The following is a 19537-nucleotide window of genomic DNA, read 5'->3' as shown; positions in this document are numbered from 1 at the left end:
GGGCTGGATGCTTGCTACCACGGGGAAATCGTCAGGAAAGGAGCGGTGGGGACAACCTTGGCATTATCGCGCGCCAAAAACAAAACCGGCCACGCTCGCACGTGGCCGGTCCGATACTGCAAACCCGGTCAGTTGAAGAAACTCTTCACCTTGTCCAGCCAGGATTGCTCCTGCGGGCTGTGGCGCGAGCCGCCCTCATGCACCGAGCGGTCGAACTGGCGCAGCATGTCCTTCTGCGCCTCGGTCAGCTTGACCGGCGTCTCCACGTTCACATGCACATAGAGGTCGCCCGGATAGCCGGAACGCACGCCCTTGATGCCCTTGCCACGCAGGCGGAAGGTCTTGCCGGACTGGGTGGCTTCAGGCACCGGGAAGGTGGCCTTGCCGCTCAGCGTCGGCACTTCCAGGTCGCCGCCCAGCGCCGCGGTGGCGAAGGAGATCGGCATCTGGCAGTGCAGGTCGTCGCCGTCGCGCTCGAACATCGGGTGCGCCTTGATGTGGACTTCCACATACAGGTCGCCCGGGGGGCCGCCGTTGATACCCGGCTCGCCGTTGCCGGACGAGCGGATGCGCATGCCTTCGTCGATGCCGGCCGGGATCTTCACCTCCAGCGTCTTCTGCGACTTCAGCTTGCCCTGGCCGTGGCACTTGGTGCACGGCTTGGGGATGTACTTGCCGCTGCCGTGGCACTTCGGGCAGGTCTGCTGCATAGTGAAGAAGCCCTGCGACACGCGCACCTGGCCGGCGCCGTGGCAGGTCGGGCAGGTTTCCACGCTCGAGCCCGGCTCCGCGCCGTTGCCGTGGCAGTGGTCGCAGTCGTCCCAGTGCGGCACGCGGATCTGCGCCTCGTGGCCGTGCGCGGCCTGCTCCAGCGAGATCTCCATGCTGTAGCGCAGGTCGGCGCCGCGATAGGCCTGCGGGCCACCGCCGCCGCGACGGCCGCCGGCCTGCTGGCCGAAGATGTCGCCGAAGATGTCGCCAAAGGCCTCGGCGAAACCGCCGTAGCCCTGCGCGCCGCCGAAGCCGCCCGCCATATTGGGGTCGACACCGGCATGGCCATACTGGTCGTAGGCCGCCTTCTTCTCCGGGTCGGAAAGCATCTCGTAGGCCTCTTTGACCTCCTTGAATTTTTCCTCGGCGATCTTGCCGTCCTTGCCTTCCGGATTGCGGTCCGGGTGGTACTTCATCGCGAGCTTGCGATAAGCCTTCTTGATCTCGTCGTCGCTCGCGTTCTTGCCTACCCCGAGCACTTCGTAATAGTCACGTTTTGCCATGGTGGCTCAAACCCTTTTGGCCGGCACGCACATGCGGCGCGATACCGGCGAATAGCAAAAAAGCCGAGCGAGGCATCCGACGGCGGTTTCCCGCTGGGTCCGATGGCCGCGCCCGGCGTCGGGGCGGGAGCGGTGCCGGCCAGTGCCTGCACCGCCGCCCGCGTGTCCCGATTACTTCTTGTCGTTGACTTCCTTGAATTCGGCGTCCACAACGTTGTCGTCCTGCGGCTGCGCCTGCTGGCCACCGGCCGCGCCGGCACCGGCAGCGGCACCGGCCGTGGCGCCTTCGCCAGCCTTGGCCTGCATGTCGGCGTAGACCTTCTCGCCCAGCTTCTGGCTGACTTCGGACAGCGCGTTGACCTTGGCATCGATCTCGGCCTTGTCGCCGCCGCGAGCGGCGTCTTCCAGTTCCTTGATCGCGGCTTCGATCTTTTCCTTCTCGCCGGCTTCCAGCTTGTCGCCGTATTCGGTGAGCGCCTTCTTGGTCGAGTGGATCAGCGCGTCGGCCTGGTTGCGGGCATCAGCCAGCTCGCGGGCCTTCTTGTCTTCCTCGGCGTTGGCCTCGGCGTCCTTGACCATGCGCTGGATCTCGTCTTCCGACAGGCCCGAGTTCGCCTTGATGGTGATCCGGTTTTCCTTGCCGGTCGCCTTGTCCTTGGCGCCCACGTGCAGGATGCCGTTGGCGTCGATGTCGAACGACACTTCGATCTGCGGCGTGCCGCGCGCTGCGGGCGGAATGCCTTCCAGGTTGAACTCGCCCAGCAGCTTGTTGCCGGAGGCCATTTCACGCTCCCCCTGGAACACCTTGATGGTCACCGCCGGCTGATTGTCGTCGGCGGTCGAGAACACCTGCGCATGCTTGGTCGGGATGGTGGTGTTCTTGGTGATCATCTTGGTCATCACGCCGCCCAGGGTCTCGATCCCCAGCGACAGCGGCGTCACGTCCAGCAGCAGCACGTCGGTACGGTCGCCCGACAGCACCGAGCCCTGGATCGCGGCACCGACGGCCACGGCTTCATCCGGGTTCACGTCCTTGCGCGCTTCCTTGCCGAAGAACTCCTTGACCTGTTCCTGCACCTTGGGCATGCGGGTCATGCCGCCGACCAGGATCACGTCGTCGATGTCGCTGACCTTGACGCCCGCGTCCTTGATGGCGATGCGGCACGGCTCGATGGTGCGCGTGATCAGCTCTTCCACCAGGGATTCGAGCTTGGCGCGGGTCATCTTCAGATTCAGGTGCTTCGGACCCGAGGCATCGGCCGTGATGTACGGCAGGTTGATCTCGGTCTGCTGCGAGCTCGACAGTTCGATCTTGGCCTTTTCAGCGGCTTCCTTCAGGCGCTGCAGCGCGAGCACGTCCTTGGACAGGTCCACGCCCTGGTCCTTCTTGAACTCGCTGATGATGTAGTCGATGATGCGCTGGTCGAAGTCTTCGCCGCCCAGGAAGGTGTCGCCGTTGGTCGACAGCACTTCGAACTGCTTCTCGCCGTCCACGTCCGCGATCTCGATGATCGAGATGTCGAAGGTGCCGCCGCCGAGGTCATACACGGCGATCTTGCGGTCGCCCTTCTCGTTCTTGTCCATGCCGAACGCCAGCGCAGCCGCGGTCGGCTCGTTGATGATGCGCTTGACGTCCAGACCGGCGATGCGGCCGGCATCCTTGGTGGCCTGGCGCTGCGAGTCGTTGAAGTAGGCCGGCACGGTGATCACGGCTTCGGTCACCGGCTCGCCGAGGTAGTCCTCGGCCGTCTTCTTCATCTTGCGCAGCACTTCGGCGGAAACCTGCGGCGGCGCCAGCTTCTGGTCGCGCACCGACACCCATGCGTCGCCGTTGTCGGCCTTGACGATGGAATACGGCATCAGGCCGATGTCCTTCTGGACTTCCTTCTCTTCGAACTTGCGGCCGATCAGGCGCTTGACCGCGTACAGGGTGTTGCGCGGATTGGTGACGGCCTGGCGCTTGGCCGGCGCGCCGACCAGGATCTCGCCGTCTTCCATGTAGGCGATGATCGACGGGGTGGTGCGGGCACCCTCCGAGTTTTCGATGACCTTGGGGGTGTTGCCTTCCAGGATCGCGACACAGCTATTGGTGGTACCGAGGTCGATACCGATGATCTTACCCATTATTCTCTCCTCTTGAGCCGGCGCTATCCGCGCGGCTGCAATTCAACCTGAGGCCGAAATGTGGCCGTCCGGGGGCTTTTCAAGGGCAGAACCGGCAAATCCGAGTAATTTTCTCGGTTTCTGCACGCATACAACGGCATCCGCCGCCGCAGGTTAAGCCGCCGGCGCGGCGCGGTCGGCGAAAGTGGCCTATTCCATACCTCCCGGCGCGTCGCGATCACACTGCCACAACACGTCGGAACCGCCGCCGGCCCGGTTCAGCACCCGCGCCAGCACGAACATCAGGTCCGACAGCCGGTTCAGGTACTGGCGCGGGGCGTCGTTCAGCGGCTCGGCCGCGCCCAGCGCCACCAGCGCGCGCTCGGCACGGCGGCACACGGTGCGGCAGACATGGGCCTGCGCCGCGGCGCGGCTGCCGCCGGGCAGGATGAATTCGGCCAGCCGCGGCAGGTTGGCGTTGTAGTCGGCGAGCCAGGTGTCGAGCTGCGCCACCTGCTCAGGCTTGAGCAGGGTGTAGCCCGGGATGGACAGCTCGCCACCCAGGTCGAACAGGTCGTGCTGGATATGCAGCAGGGCGGCGCGCACGTCGTCCGGCAGGGCCTCGGTCAGCAGCACGCCGACGTGGCAGTTGAGCTCGTCGACGTCGCCGATGGCGGCGATGCGCAGGCTGGCCTTGCCGGTGCGGCTGCCGTCGCCCAGGCCGGTGGTGCCGGCGTCGCCGGTGCGGGTGGCAATCTTGGACAGGCGGTTGCCCATGCCGGTCTCCTCGTAAGCGTGTGCTAGTTGTGGTCCACCCTGCAACGCGGTGCGCCAGGGGGAAAGACGCATTATCGCGCCGGACCGCCTCGGCGCGCCAAGCGCTTGGGTACCGGCGCATGCTGTGCGGCTATCGGCCAGTACCGGCCGCCGCAGTGCCCCGCCAGGGTGCATGAGCCGCCGCGCGGCGTAGAATGCCGGTAGCCCCCATTCGTCGCCCATTCGATAACCGGGTCGCGCCCCTGCCGGCCAGACCGGAGCTTGCTCCGCAGCGCCGCCGCCGGCACCACTGTCGCGCCGACCCGCCGGAGACCCGCATGAACCACCCCACGCCGTCCGCCACCCTCTCCCGCCGTCCGCTGCCGCCCGCCTTCAGCGAAGCCCTGGCGGCGCGCTTCGGCGACCGCTTCACCACCTCCGCAGGCGTGTGCGAACACCACGGCCGCGACGAATCCCCGTTCCCGCCAGCCGTGCCCGACGCCGTGGTCTTCGCCCACAGCACCGAGGAAGTGGCCGAGGTGGCGCGCCTGTGCAACCAGCATGGCGTGCCGCTGATCCCGTATGGCGCCGGCTCGTCGCTGGAAGGCCATCTGCTGGCGGTGGCAGGCGGCATCAGCCTGGACCTGTCGCAGATGAACCGCGTGCTGGCGGTGCAGCCCGAGGACCTGACCGTGACCGTGCAGCCCGGCGTCACGCGCAAGCAGCTGAACCAGGAAATCAAGGACACCGGCCTGTTCTTCCCGATCGACCCGGGCGCCGACGCCTCGCTGGGCGGCATGTGCGCCACGCGCGCCTCCGGGACCAACGCGGTGCGCTACGGCACCATGCGCGAGAACGTGCTGGCGCTGACGGTGGTGACCGCCGACGGCCGCGTGATCCGCACCGGCACGCAGGCGCGCAAGTCGTCGGCGGGCTACGACCTGACCCGGCTCTTTATCGGCAGCGAAGGCACGCTCGGCATCATCACCGAGGTGACGGTGCGGCTCTACCCGCAGCCGGAAGCGATCTCCGCCGCGGTGTGCGCCTTCCCCAGCATGGGCAGCGCGGTGCAGGCGGTGATCCAGACCATCCAGCTGGGCGTGCCGGTGGCGCGCGTGGAGTTCGTCGATGCGCTGGCGATCCGCGCCATCAACCGCCACGACAACCTGACCCTGCCCGAGACCCCGCACCTGTTCTTCGAATTCCACGGCACCGAGGCCGGCGTGCGCGAGCAGGCCGAGACCGTGCAGCAGATCACCGCCGAGCACGGCGGCCAGGGCTTCGAGTGGGCCACCCGCCCGGAAGACCGCAGCCGGCTGTGGAACGCGCGCCATACCGCCTACTTCGCCATGCTGCAGCTCAAGCCGGGCTGCAAGTCGGTGACCACCGACGTGTGCGTGCCGATCTCGCGCCTGGCCGACTGCGTCACCGAGACCGAGAAGGACCTGAACGCCTCGGCGCTGCCCTGCCCCATCGTCGGCCATGTCGGCGACGGCAACTTCCACGTGGCGATCCTGGTCGACCCCGACAAGCCCGAAGAGATGGCCGAGGCCGAGGCCATCAACCAGCGCATCGTCGAGCGCGCGCTGGCGATGGGCGGCACCTGCACCGGCGAGCACGGCGTGGGCCTGCACAAGCAGCGCTTCCTGGTGGAAGAACACGGCGAGGACGCGCTCGACCTGATGCGCGCGATCAAGGACGCGCTGGACCCCAACCACATCCTGAACCCGGGCAAGATCTTCAGCGCCACGCGCGCGGGCACGCAGTAAGGCGTACCGGGCAGATGGCCTCGATGTTCAACCGCGTCCCGCCGCTGCACCTGCTGATCGCGTTCGAGGCAGCGGCGCGCCTGGGCAGCTTCGCGCGCGCGGCCGAAGAGCTGTCGGTCACGCCCAGCGCGGTCTCGCACCGCATCAAGAATCTTGAGGAGCTGTGGGGCGAAGACCTGTTCGTGCGCGCCAACGCGGCGCTGCGGCTGACCGCCGCCGGCACGCGCTACCTGCGCAACGTGCAGGACGCGCTCAAGTCGCTCAACGAGCTGGCGCGGCCCGAATACAACAAGCTGCGCACCCGGCTGCGGGTGGCGATCCCGCCCACCTTCGGGCGCCAGCACCTGGTGCCGCGCCTGCCTGAGTTCGGCGCGCTGTATCCGCATATCGACCTCGAGCTGCACCTGGCGATCCCGTTCCTGGACGTCAAGGCCGAGGACACCGATGTCGAGATCCGCTACGGCACCGGCCGCTACCCCGACCTGAAGACCACCCGGCTGCTGGTCGAGCCGGTGTTCCCGGCGTGCGGGCGCGAGTACTACGAGCGCGTCAACGGCCGCGCCATCACCAAGCCCGAGCACCTGCACGGCCTGGTGCTGCTGCGCAGTCCGCTGGAGCCGTGGAAGCCGTGGTTCGAGACTGCCGGGCTGGACTGGGCCGAGCCGCAAACCGGGCCGCAGTTCAATGACATCGGCCTGATGCTGGAGGCGATCGCGTCCAACCAGGGCGTGGCGCTGGTGCGCCAGCGCATGGCACGGCACTGGCTGTCGCTGGGGCAGATGGTGCGGCTGCTGGATGTGGAATCGGTCTCGCCGCACGGCTACTACATCGTCGAGCGCGAACAGGCCCCGCTCAAGCCCGAGGCGCGCTATTTCGTCGACTGGCTGCTGAGCCTGGACTGGTAGGAGACCGACCTCATGGAAATCCGCTTGCTGACCCCCGCCGATGCCGCCGCCTTCCAGGCGCTGCGGCTGCGCGGCCTGGCCGAAGCGCCGGAAGCCTTCGCTTCCAGCCTGGAAGAGGAACAGGACCGGCCGCTGGAAGTCGTCGCCGGGCGCCTGGCCGCGACCGAGGGCAAGGCCGTATTCGGCGCCTTTGTCGACGGCAGCGATGGCAGCGCGCTGGCCGGCGTGGTCGGGGTGATGCGCGAGGAAAACGCCAAGCACCGGCACAAGGCCTTTATCTGGGGCATGTACGTGGCCCCGGGCTGGCGCGACCGCAAGCTCGGCCGCGCGTTGATGGAGCGGGCCATGGAACAGGCCGCCGCCATGCCGGGCGTGCGCCAGGTGACACTGTGCGTCAATGCCGGCAGCGCGGGCGCGGTGCGGCTGTATGAGTCGCTCGGCTTCGTGCGCACGGGGCTGGAGCCGGATGCGCTGTACGTCGCGCCGCACTTCCACGACAAGCTCGACATGGTCTGCTTCCTGCCGCAGCCGCCGGCACGCTGAGTCCGGCCGGACCGCCTTCCCTGCACCCGCGCTGCGGTGTACGCTGGACTTGCGCCGCCTGCCAGGAGTGATTTCCCGCGCAGCCATGATGAGCATTTTTGATCGGCCTGCCATGCGGAATTCACGTGTCCCGTGGTGCCCGTGCCAGGTGCCCTGCGCTATAGTCACCCGTCCCCCGCGGCAGGTCCTGCATTGCCGCGACCGGCAGGCCGCGCACCGGCCGCCATCCAGAAGGCCCCACAGGAGTCGTTCATGAATGCCCCGCACGAAGCCCAAACCATCGCCCCCGACGGCGCCCATGCCACGGCCGAAGGCCGCCGCAGCGCGCTGCTGGCCGGCCTGGCGCAGATCCTGCCGGATGCCGCGCTGCTGTGGAAGCAGGAAGACACCGTCCCCTATGAATGCGACGGCCTGGCCGCGTACCGCCAGGTGCCGATGGCCGTGGCCCTGCCCGACACCGAGGAACAGGTCTGCGCGATCCTGCGCCTGTGCCACAAGCTGGGCGTGCCGGTGGTGCCGCGCGGCGCCGGCACCAGCCTGTCGGGCGGCGCCATGCCGATCGCCGAGGGCCTGGTGCTGTCGCTGGCCAAGTTCAAGCGCATCCTGTCGGTCGATCCGTACTCGCGCACCGCGGTGGTCCAGCCGGGCGTGCGCAACCTGGCAATCTCCGACGCCGCCGCACCCCACAACCTGTACTACGCGCCGGACCCGTCCTCGCAGATCGCCTGCACCATCGGCGGCAACGTCAGCGAGAACTCCGGCGGCGTGCACTGCCTGAAGTACGGCCTCACCGTGCACAACGTGCTGCGCGTGCGCGCGGTGACGATGGAGGGCGAGGTGGTGGTGTTCGGCTCCGAGGCCCCCGACTCGCCGGGCCTGGACCTGCTGGCCGTGCTGATCGGCTCCGAAGGCATGCTGGCCGTGGTCACCGAGGTCACGGTGCGCCTGATCCCCAAGCCGCAGCTGGCGCAGGTGATCATGGCCTGCTTCGACGATGTCGAGAAAGGCGGCAATGCGGTGGCGGACGTGATCGCCGCCGGCATCATCCCGGCCGGACTGGAAATGATGGACAAGCCCGCCACCGCCGCGGTCGAGCAGTTCGTGCATGCGGGCTATGACCTGGATGCCGCCGCCATCCTGCTGTGCGAATCCGACGGCACCCCGGAAGAAGTGGCCGAGGAAATCGAACGCATGAGCGCGGTGCTGACGGCATCGGGCTGCACCCGCATCGTGGTCTCGCAGAACGAAGCCGAGCGCCTGCGCTTCTGGAGCGGCCGCAAGAACGCCTTCCCCGCCGCCGGCCGGATCTCGCCGGACTACTACTGCATGGACGGCACCATCCCGCGCAAGCACATCGGCACGCTGCTCAGGCGCATCGAAGCCATGGAGCAAAAGTACGGCCTGCGCTGCATCAACGTGTTCCATGCCGGCGACGGCAACATGCACCCGCTGGTGCTGTTCGATGGCGCGGACCAGGACCAATGGCACCGCGCCGAGCTGTTCGGCGCCGACATCCTGGAAACCTGCGTGGAACTGGGCGGCACCGTCACCGGCGAGCACGGCGTGGGCGTGGAGAAGCTCAACTCGATGTGCGTGCAGTTCTCGCCCGCCGAGCGCGACGCCTTCTTCGGCGTCAAGGCCGCCTTCGACCCGGCGCGGCTGCTCAACCCGGACAAGGCCATCCCCACGCTGGCGCGCTGCGCGGAGTACGGCAAGATGCATGTGAAGCGGGGCCTGCTGCCGCACCCGGAACTGCCACGCTTCTGAGCCACGCCATGTCCAATCCACGCCGACGCCAGCAGCAGGAAGCGTTCGTCCGCGAGCGCCTGGGCCAGCCCGAGACCGGCTGGCGCCAGCGCTGGTACACCATCATCTTCGAGGCCGATACCCGCGAGGGCCGGCTCTTCGATGTCGCGTTGCTGCTGGCCATCGTCGCCAGCGTGATGGTGGTGATGCTCGACAGCCTGCCCGCGGTGAACAACCGCCTGGGGCTGGCGTTCACCGTGCTGGAATGGATGTTCACGCTGTTCTTCACGGCCGAGTACGTGATGCGCATCCTGGTGGTGCGCCGGCCGTGGCGCTATGTGTTCAGCTTCTACGGCATCATCGACTTCGTCTCGATCATGCCGACCTGGCTGGCCTTCTTCCTGCCCGAGCTGCATTTCCTGATCGACGTGCGCCTGCTGCGGCTGCTGCGCGTGTTCCGGATCCTGAAGCTGACCGTGTACTTCGAGGAAGCCGAGATCCTGTACCGCGCGCTGGTCAACAGCCGCCGCAAGATCTTCGTGTTCCTGGGCACGGTGTTCATCATCACGGTGATCCTGGGCACGGTGATGTACGTGGTGGAAGGCCCGCAGCACGGCTTCACCAGCATCCCGGTCAGCATGTACTGGGCGGTGGTGACGCTGACCACCACGGGCTTCGGCGACATGGTGCCCAAGACCCCGCTGGGGCAGTTCATCACCTCGCTGACCATCCTGCTGGGCTACGGCATCATCGCCTTCCCCACCGGCATCGTCGGCGCCGAGCTGGCCGCCAGCATCCTGAAGCGGCCGCTCACCACGCGCACCTGCACCCATTGCCTGACCGAGGGCCACGAACCCGACGCCGGCTACTGCAAGCATTGCGGCAGCCAGCTGCCCGAATACCAGAACGACCGGCCGGAAGTGCCCGGCGGGCCTGCCGGCTCCTGAGCCGGCCTTCCCTACCCCACGACGCATATGCAAGCCACCCTCGACGCCATCCGCGACGCCGTCAGGCAAGCCACCGAGACCCGCACCGCGCTGCGGCTGCGCGGCGGCGGCAGCAAGGACTTCTACGGCCAGCCCGCCGCGGGCCAGCTGCTGGACACGCGCGCCTATGCCGGCATCGTCGACTACGACCCGGCCGAACTGGTGATCACCGCGCGCTGCGGCACGCCGCTGGCCGAGATCGAGGCGGCGCTGGCCGAGAAGCGCCAGATGCTGGCCTTCGAGCCGCCCCATTTCGCACTGCCGGGCCAGCCCAGCACCGCGACGCTGGGCGGCGCCGTGGCCGCGGGATTGTCGGGCCCGCGCCGGCAGTCGGTGGGCGCGCTGCGCGACTTCATGCTGGGCGCGCAGCTGATGGACGGCCGCGGCGAGGTGATGGACTTCGGCGGCCAGGTGATGAAGAACGTGGCGGGCTATGACGTGTCGCGGCTGCTGGCGGGCTCGCTCGGCACGCTCGGGCTGATCCTGCAGGTGTCGGTCAAGGTGCTGCCGGCACCGTTCGACGAGGCCACCCTGCGCTTCGAGCTGGCGCAGGCCGATGCCATCGAGCACCTGAACCGTTGGGGCGGCCAGCCGCTGCCGCTGGCGTCTTCGGCCTGGCACGCGGGCGTGCTTCACGTGCGCCTGGCCGGCGCCACCGCCGCCGTGCGCGCCGCCTGCGCCAGGCTGGGCGGCGAGCGCGTGGACGCTGCGGAAGCCGCGGCGCTGTGGCAATCGCTGCGCGAGCAGACCCACCCGTTCTTCGCCCCCGCCCAGGCGGGCCGCGCGCTGTGGCGCCTGGCGGTGCCCACCATCGCCGCGCCGCTGGAGCTGCCCGGCCCACAGCTGATCGAATGGGGCGGCGGCCAGCGCTGGTGGCTGCCCGAGGACGGCACTGACAAGACCGATGCCGAAAGCGTGCGCGCCGTGGCGCAGGCCGCCGGCGGCCATGCCACGCTGTTCCGCAACGGCGACAAGTCAGTGGGCGTGTTCACGCCGCTGGCCTCGCCGCTGGCCGCGATCCACCGCCGCCTGAAAGAGACTTTCGACCCGGCCGGCATCTTCAACCCGCAGCGCATGTACCCCGGGCTCTGATCCGGCACGTCCAGGCATCCCCCGGCACAACCTCCCCACACCATGCAAACGAACCTGGCCGATTTTCTTCGCAACACGCCCGAAGGCGAGGAAGCCAAATCCATCGTCGGCAACTGCGTGCATTGCGGCTTCTGCACCGCCACCTGCCCCACCTACCAGTTGCTCGGCGATGAGCTGGACGGCCCGCGCGGGCGCATCTACCTGATGAAGCAGGTGCTGGAAGGCCATGCCATCACCGAAAGCACGCGCCTGCACCTGGACCGCTGCCTGACCTGCCGCAACTGCGAATCGACCTGCCCGTCGGGCGTGCGCTACGGCCGCCTGGTCGATATCGGCCGCAAGCTGGTCGACGACAAGCTCGAGGCCGAAGGCGTGCAGCGCCCCGCCCGCGAGCGCATCGCGCGCTGGGTGCTGCGCGAGGGGCTGACGCGCCCGGCGCTGTTCGGCACGGCGCTGCGCCTGGGCCAGATGGTGCGCCCGCTGCTGCCGGGCACGCTGCGCAACAAGGTGCCGGCGCTGTCCAGCACCACCGCGCCCGGCACGTGGCCGCGCAATGCGCATGCACGCAAGATGTTGTTGCTCGACGGCTGCGTGCAGCCGGCAATGTCGCCCAACATCAATGCCGCAACTGCGCGTGTGTTCGACCGTGTCGGCGTACAACTGCTGGTGGCGCGCGAAGCCGGCTGCTGCGGCGCGATCCGCTTCCACACCGGCGACCACGACGGCGGCCTCGACAATATGCGCCGCAATATCGATGCCTGGTGGCCGCATATCGAGGACGGCGCCGAGGCCATCGTGATGACCGCCTCGGGCTGCGGCGCGATGGTCAAGGACTACGGCCACCTGCTGCGCAACGATCCGAAGTACGCCGAGCGCGCCCGCCGCGTCTCGGCACTGACGCGCGACCTGTCCGAAGTCTTGCCGGACTTTGCCGACGAGCTGCACACCCTGGCCGGCGCGGTCCCGCGCGACAACCGGCGCGTGGCTTACCACCCGCCCTGCACGCTGCAGCACGGCCAGCAGATCCGCGGCAAAGTCGAAGCGCTCTTGACCGGCCTCGGCGTCGAAGTCAAACTCTGCGCTGACAGCCACCTGTGCTGCGGCTCGGCGGGCACTTATTCGGTGTTGCAGCCGGAACTGGCCTACCGCCTGCGAGACGACAAGCTCGCCAAACTGCAGGCCACGCAGCCCGAAGCCATCGTCTCGGCCAATATCGGCTGCATCTCGCACCTGCAGGGCGGCACCGGCACCCCGGTGATGCACTGGATCGAACTGGTCGACAAGATGCTCGGCTAGCGCTGGCGGGCAGCATGGGCGGCAGCGCGCATCCCTTCCGGACGCGCGCCGCGCACCTGCGACCAAACGCCACGCCCCCATGCTCCAGACCTTTGCAATCCTGTTGGTTTTCCAGTCCATCGGTGAGGTGATCAGCTACGCCCTGACCCTGCCGGTGCCCGGCCCCGTGCTGGGCATGATCCTGCTGTTCGGCTGGCTCGTCTTCGACGACCGCCTGCTGCCCATCATCCAGGGCACCACCACTGAGCTGCTCAAGCACCTGTCGCTGCTGTTCGTGCCGGCCGGCGTAGGCATCATGGTCCATGCCAACCGCATCGAGGGCGAATGGATGCCGATCCTGGTGGCGCTGGTAGTGTCCACCTGGCTGGCCATCGCCACCACCGCCGTGGTCACGCGCATGCTGATGCGCAAGCGCTCCGATACGCCGGACACGCCTCCCGCCGATGCGAAAGGAGAGCAGGCATGATCACGCCCCGCCTCAACGAGATCTGGGTCTACCTGGCCGCGAGCCCGCTGGTCGGGCTGACCGCCACGCTGCTGGCCTACGTCTTTGCCTTCCGCATCTATGAGCGTTCGCGCTTCTCGCCGCTGGCCAACCCGGTGATGATCGCGGTGGCGCTGCTGGTCACGGTGCTGACCGTCACCGGCACGCCCTACAAGACCTACTTCGACGGCGCGCAGTTCGTGCACTTCCTGCTGGGGCCGGCCACGGTGGCACTGGCGGTGCCGCTGTACCTGCAGCTGCCCAAGCTGCGCACCCATGTGTTCCCGCTGCTGGCAGGACTGGTGGCGGGCTCGGTGGTGGCGGTGGTGTCGGCGGTGGGAATTGCCTGGCTGCTGGGCGCATCGCCCGAGACCGTGCGCTCGCTCGCGCCCAAGTCGGTGACGATCCCGATCGCCATGGGCGTGGCCGAGAAGATCGGCGGGCTGCCCTCGCTGACGGCGGTGCTGGTGATGGCAACCGGCATCATCGGCGCGGTCAGCGCCACCAGCGTGCTGAACCTGCTGCGCATCCGCGACTACAGCGTGCGCGGCTTCGCCACCGGCGTGGCGGCCCACGGCATCGGCACCGCGCGCGCCTTCCAGGTCAACCAGGAAGCCGGCGCCTTTGCCGCGCTGGGCATGGGCCTGAACGGCGTGCTGACGGCGATCATGGTGCCGGTGATGGCGGCGTGGATGCCACACTGACACGCTCCTGACAGCACGCTGTCAGCAGCCCCCGCGCATGATGCGAACTCCCCACTCCCCTTCACCTGGAACCAAGGAGTCTGTCATGAGCAACCGTCTGATCAACTGGCTGGAAATCCCCGTCGTCGACATGAGCCGCGCGGTCGGCTTCTACGAGCAGGTGTTCAATATCCAGTTGCGCCGCGAGACCATGAGCCAGGTCGACATGGCGGTGTTCCCCCACCCCGACCCGGGCGGCGCGCTGGTCGCCGGCGAGGGCTATCGCCCCAGCAACTACTACGGCGCGGTGCCGTACCTGCATGCGCCGGAACTGGATGTGCTGCTGGAGCGCGCCGCGCGCGCCGGCGGCAAGACCGTGTTCGGGCCGCTGCGCCTGCCGGGCGAGATCGGCCGCATCGCCCATATCACCGACAGCGAAGGCAACCGCATCGGGCTGCACGAGCCCGTGGCCGGTTGACCCCGATGGCAAGCCGCCCCCGATGAGCCGCCGCGCCGACCGCCTGTTCCAGATCGTGCAGGTGCTGCGCGGCCGCCGCCTGACCACGGCGGCGCTGCTGGCGCAGCGGCTCGGGGTGTCGGAACGCACCGTCTACCGTGATATCCAGGCGCTGTCGCTGTCAGGCGTGCCGGTCGAGGGCGAGGCCGGCATCGGCTACCGGCTGCGCGCCGACTTCGATGTCCCGCCGCTGATGTTCACCGCCATGGAAGTCGAAGCGCTGGTCGCCGGCCTGCGCCTCCTGAAAGCCTGGGGCGGCGGCGCGCTGGCCGCCGCGGCCGATCCCGCGCTGGAAAAACTGATGGCCGCGCTGCCGCCGCCGCGCCGGCTGGCGGCGCAGCAAAGCCGCGTGTTCGCGCCGGAATACGTCAACCAGGCGCATGTGCGCGAGGCCTTCGACGTGGTGCACGGCGCGCTGGGCGAACAGAAATTGCTGCTGCTCGACTATTGCGACGTGCAGCAGCGCATCACCGAACGCGTGGTGATGCCGCTGGGCCTGTTCTTCTGGGGCAATGCCTGGCTGCTGGCGACGTGGTGCACCACGCGCTCGGACTATCGCAGCTTCCGGCTGGACCGCTGCCGCGCCATCCGCATGCTGGACGACCATTTCCACGAAACGCCCGACCGCTCGCTCAACGGTTTCCTGCGCGCGGTGCGCGCCAGCGGCACCTAGTACTGTTCAGGCGGCCGGGTCGGACAGCAGCATCTCGATATCGGCGCGCAGCTCGTCGGGCTTGGTGGTCGGCGCATAGCGCTTGAACACCGTGCCGTCGCGGCGCAGCAGGAACTTGGTGAAATTCCATTTGATGCCCTGGGTACCGAGCACGCCGCGCTTTTCCGTGGTCAGCCACTGGTACAGCGGATGGGCGTCGGCACCGTTCACGTCGATCTTGGCGAACATCGGGAAGCGCACCGCAAAGCGCGTTTCGCAGAACTGGCCGATCTGCTGCGCATCGCCCGGCTCCTGCTTGCCGAACTGGTTGCACGGGAAGCCCAGCACCTCCAGGCCGCGCTCGTGGTATTCGTCGTAGAGCTTCTGCAGGCCCTCGTACTGCGGCGTGAACCCGCATTCGCTGGCGGTGTTGACGACCAGCATCACCTTGCCCTGGAACTGCGACAGCGGTACCGGCTGGCCGGCCAGCGAGTTGGCTTCGAACTGGTAGACATTGCTCATGGCAGACTCCTGGGGCCGGAACTGGCCCTTGCGTGGCCCAAGCATAACGCCATGCGCATCGCCGTGCACGAATCAGATGACATTGAGATGCTCGGTGCCGGCACCCAGGTCGGTGTCCTTGGCGCTCGCGCTGTGCAGCTTGATCATCAGGCGCAGGTCGTTAAGCGAGTCGGCGTTGCGCAGCGCGTCCTCGTAGGTGATCTTGCCTTCCTCGTACAGGTCGAACAGCGCCTGGTCGAACGAGACCATGCCCTGCTCACGCGACTTCTTGATGACTTCCTTGAGCTCGTGGATCTCGCCCTTGAAGATCAGGTCGGCCACCAGCGGCGTGCCGATCATGATCTCCACCGCCGGCACCCGCCCCTTTTTGCCGGCGCGCGGCAGCAGGCGCTGCGAGATCATCGCCTTCAGGTTCAGCGACAGGTCGATCAGCAGCTGCTGGCGTTTTTCCTCGGGGAAGAAGTTGACCACGCGGTCGATCGCCTGGTTGGCATTGTTGGCGTGCAGCGTGGCCAGGCACAGGTGGCCGGTCTCGGCGTACTGCATCGCGTACTCCATGGTCTCGCGGTCGCGGATTTCGCCGATCAGGATCACGTCGGGCGCCTGGCGCAGCGTGTTTTTCAGCGCCACGTGCCAGGACTCGGTATCGATGCCGACCTCGCGCTGCGTGACGATGCAGTTCTGGTGCGCATGCACGTACTCGATCGGATCCTCGATGGTGATGATATGGCCGTACGAATGCGCGTTGCGGTGATCCAGCATTGCCGCCAGCGTGGTCGACTTGCCCGAGCCGGTGGCGCCGGTCACGATCACCAGCCCGCGCTTGGCCATCACCACCTCATGCAGCGTCGCCGGCAGGTCCAGGTCGGCCACCGAGGGAATGCGCGTATTGATGGTGCGCACCACCATGCCGGCCTTGCCCTGCTGGATAAAGGCCGACACGCGGAAGCGCCCGGCCTTGGGCGCGGTGATCGCGAAATTGCATTCGCGGCTGGTGTCGAAGTCCTGCACCTGGCGCTCGTTCATCACCGAGCGCACCAGGCCCAGCGCCTGGGTCGGGTTCAGCGGCTGCTGCGACACCGGCTTGATCTTGCCGTCGACCTTGATCGCCGGCGGGAAGTCAGAGGTGATGAACAGGTCCGAGCCGCGGTTGCTGACCATCAGCTCCAGCAGGTCGTTGATGTACTTGGCGGCGGATTCGCGATCGAGCATAGCGGTGTCCTGCTGGGGAGCGGGCCTCAGCCCATGAACGCGTCGGGGTTCTTGGCGATGGCGCGCGCGTCGTTGTAGCTGATGACGCTGCGCTTGATCAGGTCAGACAGGCACTGGTCCAGCGTCTGCATGCCCAGCCCGCTGCTGGTCTGCATCATCGAGTACATCTGCGCGATCTTGTTCTCGCGGATCAGGTGGCGGATCGCGGGCGTGGCGATCATGATCTCGTGCGCGGCGGTGCGGCCATTGCCGTCGCGCGTCTTCAGCAGCGTCTGCGAGATCACCGCCTCCAGCGATTCCGACAGCATGGTGCGCACCATGTCCTTCTCTTCGGGCGGGAACACATCGACCACGCGGTCGATGGTCTTGGCTGCTGAGCTGGTGTGCAGCGTGCCGAAGACCAGGTGGCCGGTCTCGGCCGCGGTCAGCGCCAGGCGGATGGTTTCCAGGTCGCGCAGCTCACCCACCAGGATCACGTCCGGGTCTTCACGCAGTGCCGAGCGCAACGCGTTGGCAAACGAATGCGTGTGCGGCCCCAGCTCGCGCTGGTTGATCAGGCTCTTCTTGGAGCTGTGCACGAATTCGATCGGGTCCTCCACCGTGAGGATGTGGCCCATGTCGCTTTCGTTGCGATGGTCGACCATCGCCGCCAGCGTGGTGGACTTGCCCGAGCCGGTCGGGCCCGTCACCAGCACCAGCCCGCGCGGCTTCATGCACAGGTCGGCAAACACCGCGGGCGCGCGCAGCTCTTCGAGCGTGAGCACCTTGGAGGGAATGGTACGGAACACCGCGGCGGCGCCGCGCTGGGTGTTATAGGCATTGACCCGGAAGCGGGACAGGCCGGCGATCTCGAACGAGAAATCGATTTCGAGGCGTTCTTCGTAGGCCTTGCGCTGGGTATCGCTCATGATGTCGTACACCATGGCGTGGACATCCTTGTGCGTCATCGAGGCGATGTTGATCCGGCGCATGTCGCCGTGGATCCGCACCATCGGCGGCATGTCCGCGGAGAGATGAAGATCAGACGCCTTGTTCTTGACAGCGAAAGCCAATAGCTGCGCGATGTCCATCTATAATGACCCCACCCTAGTTATCAGTACTTTGCGTACTTTCTTTTGTATGTTCGCCGGATTATGTCTGTAATTGCCGCCAACTTGCAAGCCGTTCACCAGCGCATCGCGGCGGCCGCACAACAAGCCGGCAGACAGCCCGCGGACATCGCCCTGCTGGCGGTTTCCAAGACCGTTCCCCCCGACCGCATAAGGGCCGCATACGCCGCCGGACAGGTCGCTTTCGGCGAAAACTACGTCCAGGAAGGCGTCGACAAGATCGCCGCGCTGGCCGACCTGCGCCACCGCCTGCAATGGCATTTCATCGGCCCGCTGCAGAGCAACAAGACCCGCCTGGTGGCGGAGCATTTCGACTGGGTGCACGCCGTCGACCGGCTCAGGATCGCCGAGCGGCTGTCGGCCCAGCGCCCGGCCGGCATGGCGGCGCTGCAGGTCTGCATCCAGGTCAATATCAGCGGCGAAGCCAGCAAGAGCGGCGTCGCCCCGGCAGAGGTACCCGCACTGGCACATGCCGTCGCCGCGCTGCCCGGCCTGCGCCTGCGCGGGCTGATGGCCATCCCGGAGCCCGAGGACGAACCCGCCGCGCAGCGCCGCCCATTCGCGGCCATGCGCGCCATGCTGCAGGCGCTGCGCGCCGACGGCCTGGACCTCGACACGCTGTCGATGGGCATGTCGGGCGACATGGAAGCCGCCATCGCCGAGGGCGCCACGCTGGTGCGGATCGGCACCGCCATTTTCGGAGCGCGCCAGTACCCGTAGCCCGGCGCGCCCAGTCCATTCCCTCCAAGCCCCCAACGGATCCCCATGCTCGATACCCTTACCTTTGGCTTTCTCGGCGGCGGCAACATGGCCACCGCACTGATCGGCGGCCTGATCGCCCGCGGCGTGCCGGCCGGCTCGATCCGCGTGGTCGACCCCTTCCCCGAGGCCCAGCAACGCCTGGCGCGCGACCTCGGCGTGCACGCCGCCGGCGCGCCGGACGCCGCCTTCGGCGCCAGCGACGTGCTGGTGCTGGCGGTCAAGCCGCAGCAGTTCCGCGACGCCGCGGCGCAGCTGCTCCCAATCCTGCCGGCCAGCGGCAAGGGCAACCTGGTGATCAGCGTGGCCGCCGGCATCCGGCTGCAGGACATGGAGCGCTGGCTGGACGGGCGCACACGGCTGGTGCGGGCGATGCCGAATACGCCGGCGCTGGCGGGCATGGGCATGACCGGGCTGGCCGCGCCGGCCGGGCTGTCGGCCGAAGACCGCGCGATCGCCAGCGCGGTGGCCGAGGCCGTCGGCAAGTGCGTGTGGGTGGATGGGGATAACCAGATCGATGCGGTCACCGCCATTTCCGGCAGTGGACCGGCCTATGTCTTCTACTTTATCGAGGCGATGGAACGCGCCGCCACCGAGCTGGGCCTGACGGCGGAGCAAGGCCGCGAACTGGCGGTCGAGACCTTCCGTGGCGCTGCTACCCTGGCCGGGCAGTCTTCCGAGCCGGTGTCGACGCTGCGTGAGCGCGTGACGTCCAAGGGCGGCACGACCTACGCGGCGCTGACGGCGATGGAAGCTTCGGGCATTGGTGATGCCTTCGTGCGCGCGATGCATGCTGCCGCGGCGCGGGGCAAGGAGATGGGGGCGGAGTTCGGGAAGGATTGAGGGGCGGGCAGACCACAGGCGCTCTGACCTGGCCGCCGCCCTTTGTGAACGCTCCCCTCCCGCAAGCGGGAGAGGGGGGCAAACCGGCAGCGGACCGTTAGCAATCGCGTAAATCAGCGAATCGCATAAGCCACCGCCGTCCCCGCAAACACACAGGCCCCCAGCCAGTTGTTATGCCGGAACGCCGCGAAACACCGCATCCGGTCCCGATCGCGAATCAGCGTGTAGTGATACCCGGCGCAACCGGCAGCCGCCGCCAGCCCCACCCAGTAAGGCCACCCCAGCC

At 67.8% G+C, this 19537-nt stretch carries 19 protein-coding genes and 1 pseudogene; 13 read left to right on the top strand and 7 right to left on the bottom strand.

What is annotated here, in order from left to right; translation table 11 throughout:
- Positions 1-128 precede the first annotated feature (128 nt).
- The 3 genes from dnaJ to AC3WON_RS28665 form a co-directional block, all read right to left on the bottom strand.
- Positions 129-1274 (bottom strand): molecular chaperone DnaJ, encoded by a 1146-nt coding sequence (dnaJ, locus tag AC3WON_RS28675; protein ID WP_492353254.1) that lies wholly within the window; start codon positions 1272-1274, stop codon positions 129-131.
- Between the two features lie 171 nt (positions 1275-1445).
- The gene (dnaK, locus tag AC3WON_RS28670; protein ID WP_010815035.1) at positions 1446-3398 is read right to left on the bottom strand and encodes a molecular chaperone DnaK; all 1953 of its coding nucleotides are present in this window, start codon (positions 3396-3398) and stop codon (positions 1446-1448) included.
- Between the two features lie 189 nt (positions 3399-3587).
- Positions 3588-4154, bottom strand: a complete 567-nt coding sequence (locus AC3WON_RS28665; RefSeq protein WP_492353253.1) for a cob(I)yrinic acid a,c-diamide adenosyltransferase — start codon at positions 4152-4154, stop codon at positions 3588-3590.
- Positions 4155-4471: 317 nt separating this feature from the next.
- Here AC3WON_RS28665 and AC3WON_RS28660 point away from each other — a divergent pair, with 317 nt between their 5' ends.
- The 11 genes from AC3WON_RS28660 (at position 4472) to AC3WON_RS28610 (ending at position 14827) form a co-directional block, all read left to right on the top strand.
- Positions 4472-5902: an FAD-binding oxidoreductase gene (locus AC3WON_RS28660; protein WP_492353252.1), complete on the top strand. Its 1431-nt coding sequence runs from the start codon at positions 4472-4474 to the stop codon at positions 5900-5902.
- A gap of 14 nt (positions 5903-5916) precedes the next feature.
- The gene (locus AC3WON_RS28655; protein WP_114133744.1) at positions 5917-6807 is read left to right on the top strand and encodes a LysR substrate-binding domain-containing protein; all 891 of its coding nucleotides are present in this window, start codon (positions 5917-5919) and stop codon (positions 6805-6807) included.
- Positions 6808-6819: 12 nt separating this feature from the next.
- Positions 6820-7350, top strand: coding sequence for a GNAT family N-acetyltransferase (locus AC3WON_RS28650; RefSeq protein WP_492319629.1), 531 nt, complete (start codon positions 6820-6822; stop codon positions 7348-7350).
- 252 nt (positions 7351-7602) lie between these two features.
- Positions 7603-9117: an FAD-linked oxidase C-terminal domain-containing protein gene (locus AC3WON_RS28645; RefSeq protein ID WP_492353251.1), complete on the top strand. Its 1515-nt coding sequence runs from the start codon at positions 7603-7605 to the stop codon at positions 9115-9117.
- Between the two features lie 8 nt (positions 9118-9125).
- Entirely contained in the window at positions 9126-10043 is a 918-nt protein-coding gene (locus AC3WON_RS28640; protein ID WP_492353250.1) for an ion transporter, read from the top strand.
- Positions 10044-10070: 27 nt separating this feature from the next.
- Positions 10071-11174 (top strand): glycolate oxidase subunit GlcE, encoded by a 1104-nt coding sequence (gene glcE, locus AC3WON_RS28635; protein WP_492353249.1) that lies wholly within the window; start codon positions 10071-10073, stop codon positions 11172-11174.
- 42 nt (positions 11175-11216) lie between these two features.
- A complete protein-coding gene (gene glcF, locus AC3WON_RS28630; protein ID WP_492319626.1) occupies positions 11217-12470 on the top strand; it encodes a glycolate oxidase subunit GlcF in 1254 nt (417 codons plus the stop codon).
- A gap of 79 nt (positions 12471-12549) precedes the next feature.
- Positions 12550-12936 carry a CidA/LrgA family protein gene (locus AC3WON_RS28625; protein WP_492319625.1) on the top strand — a complete coding sequence of 129 codons (387 nt, stop codon included), beginning with the start codon at positions 12550-12552 and terminating at the stop codon, positions 12934-12936.
- The gene (locus AC3WON_RS28620) at positions 12933-13658 is read left to right on the top strand and encodes an LrgB family protein (RefSeq protein ID WP_492319624.1); all 726 of its coding nucleotides are present in this window, start codon (positions 12933-12935) and stop codon (positions 13656-13658) included. The genes AC3WON_RS28625 and AC3WON_RS28620 overlap by 4 nt, the downstream gene beginning before the upstream one ends.
- Before the next feature lie 85 nt (positions 13659-13743).
- Positions 13744-14115: a VOC family protein gene (locus tag AC3WON_RS28615; protein ID WP_492319623.1), complete on the top strand. Its 372-nt coding sequence runs from the start codon at positions 13744-13746 to the stop codon at positions 14113-14115.
- Between the two features lie 22 nt (positions 14116-14137).
- Positions 14138-14827, top strand: a complete 690-nt coding sequence (locus AC3WON_RS28610) for a helix-turn-helix transcriptional regulator (protein ID WP_010815047.1) — start codon at positions 14138-14140, stop codon at positions 14825-14827.
- A gap of 6 nt (positions 14828-14833) precedes the next feature.
- On the opposite strand, the gene AC3WON_RS28605 is transcribed toward AC3WON_RS28610, so the two are convergent.
- The 3 genes from AC3WON_RS28605 to AC3WON_RS28595 form a co-directional block, all read right to left on the bottom strand.
- Positions 14834-15328 (bottom strand): glutathione peroxidase, encoded by a 495-nt coding sequence (locus tag AC3WON_RS28605; RefSeq protein WP_010815048.1) that lies wholly within the window; start codon positions 15326-15328, stop codon positions 14834-14836.
- Positions 15329-15400: 72 nt separating this feature from the next.
- Positions 15401-16540, bottom strand: a complete 1140-nt coding sequence (locus tag AC3WON_RS28600; RefSeq protein WP_010815049.1) for a PilT/PilU family type 4a pilus ATPase — start codon at positions 16538-16540, stop codon at positions 15401-15403.
- 26 nt (positions 16541-16566) lie between these two features.
- The gene (locus AC3WON_RS28595; RefSeq protein ID WP_010815050.1) at positions 16567-17610 is read right to left on the bottom strand and encodes a type IV pilus twitching motility protein PilT; all 1044 of its coding nucleotides are present in this window, start codon (positions 17608-17610) and stop codon (positions 16567-16569) included.
- Between the two features lie 63 nt (positions 17611-17673).
- Here AC3WON_RS28595 and AC3WON_RS28590 point away from each other — a divergent pair, with 63 nt between their 5' ends.
- On the top strand, positions 17674-18369 hold the full coding sequence (locus AC3WON_RS28590) for a YggS family pyridoxal phosphate-dependent enzyme (RefSeq protein ID WP_492353248.1): 696 nt from the start codon (positions 17674-17676) through the stop codon (positions 18367-18369).
- Positions 18370-18414: 45 nt separating this feature from the next.
- Complete coding sequence (gene proC, locus AC3WON_RS28585) at positions 18415-19251, top strand: pyrroline-5-carboxylate reductase (RefSeq protein ID WP_492353247.1); 837 nt, start codon at positions 18415-18417, stop codon at positions 19249-19251.
- A gap of 113 nt (positions 19252-19364) precedes the next feature.
- On the opposite strand, the pseudogene AC3WON_RS28580 reads toward proC, so the two are convergent.
- Positions 19365-19537: pseudogene (locus AC3WON_RS28580) on the bottom strand (4-hydroxybenzoate octaprenyltransferase); the annotation flags it as partial.

The organism is Cupriavidus sp. FW305-46 (assembly GCF_058787075.1).
Note: the sequence above shows the minus strand (reverse complement) of the source record. Positions and strands in the feature narration are given on the sequence as shown.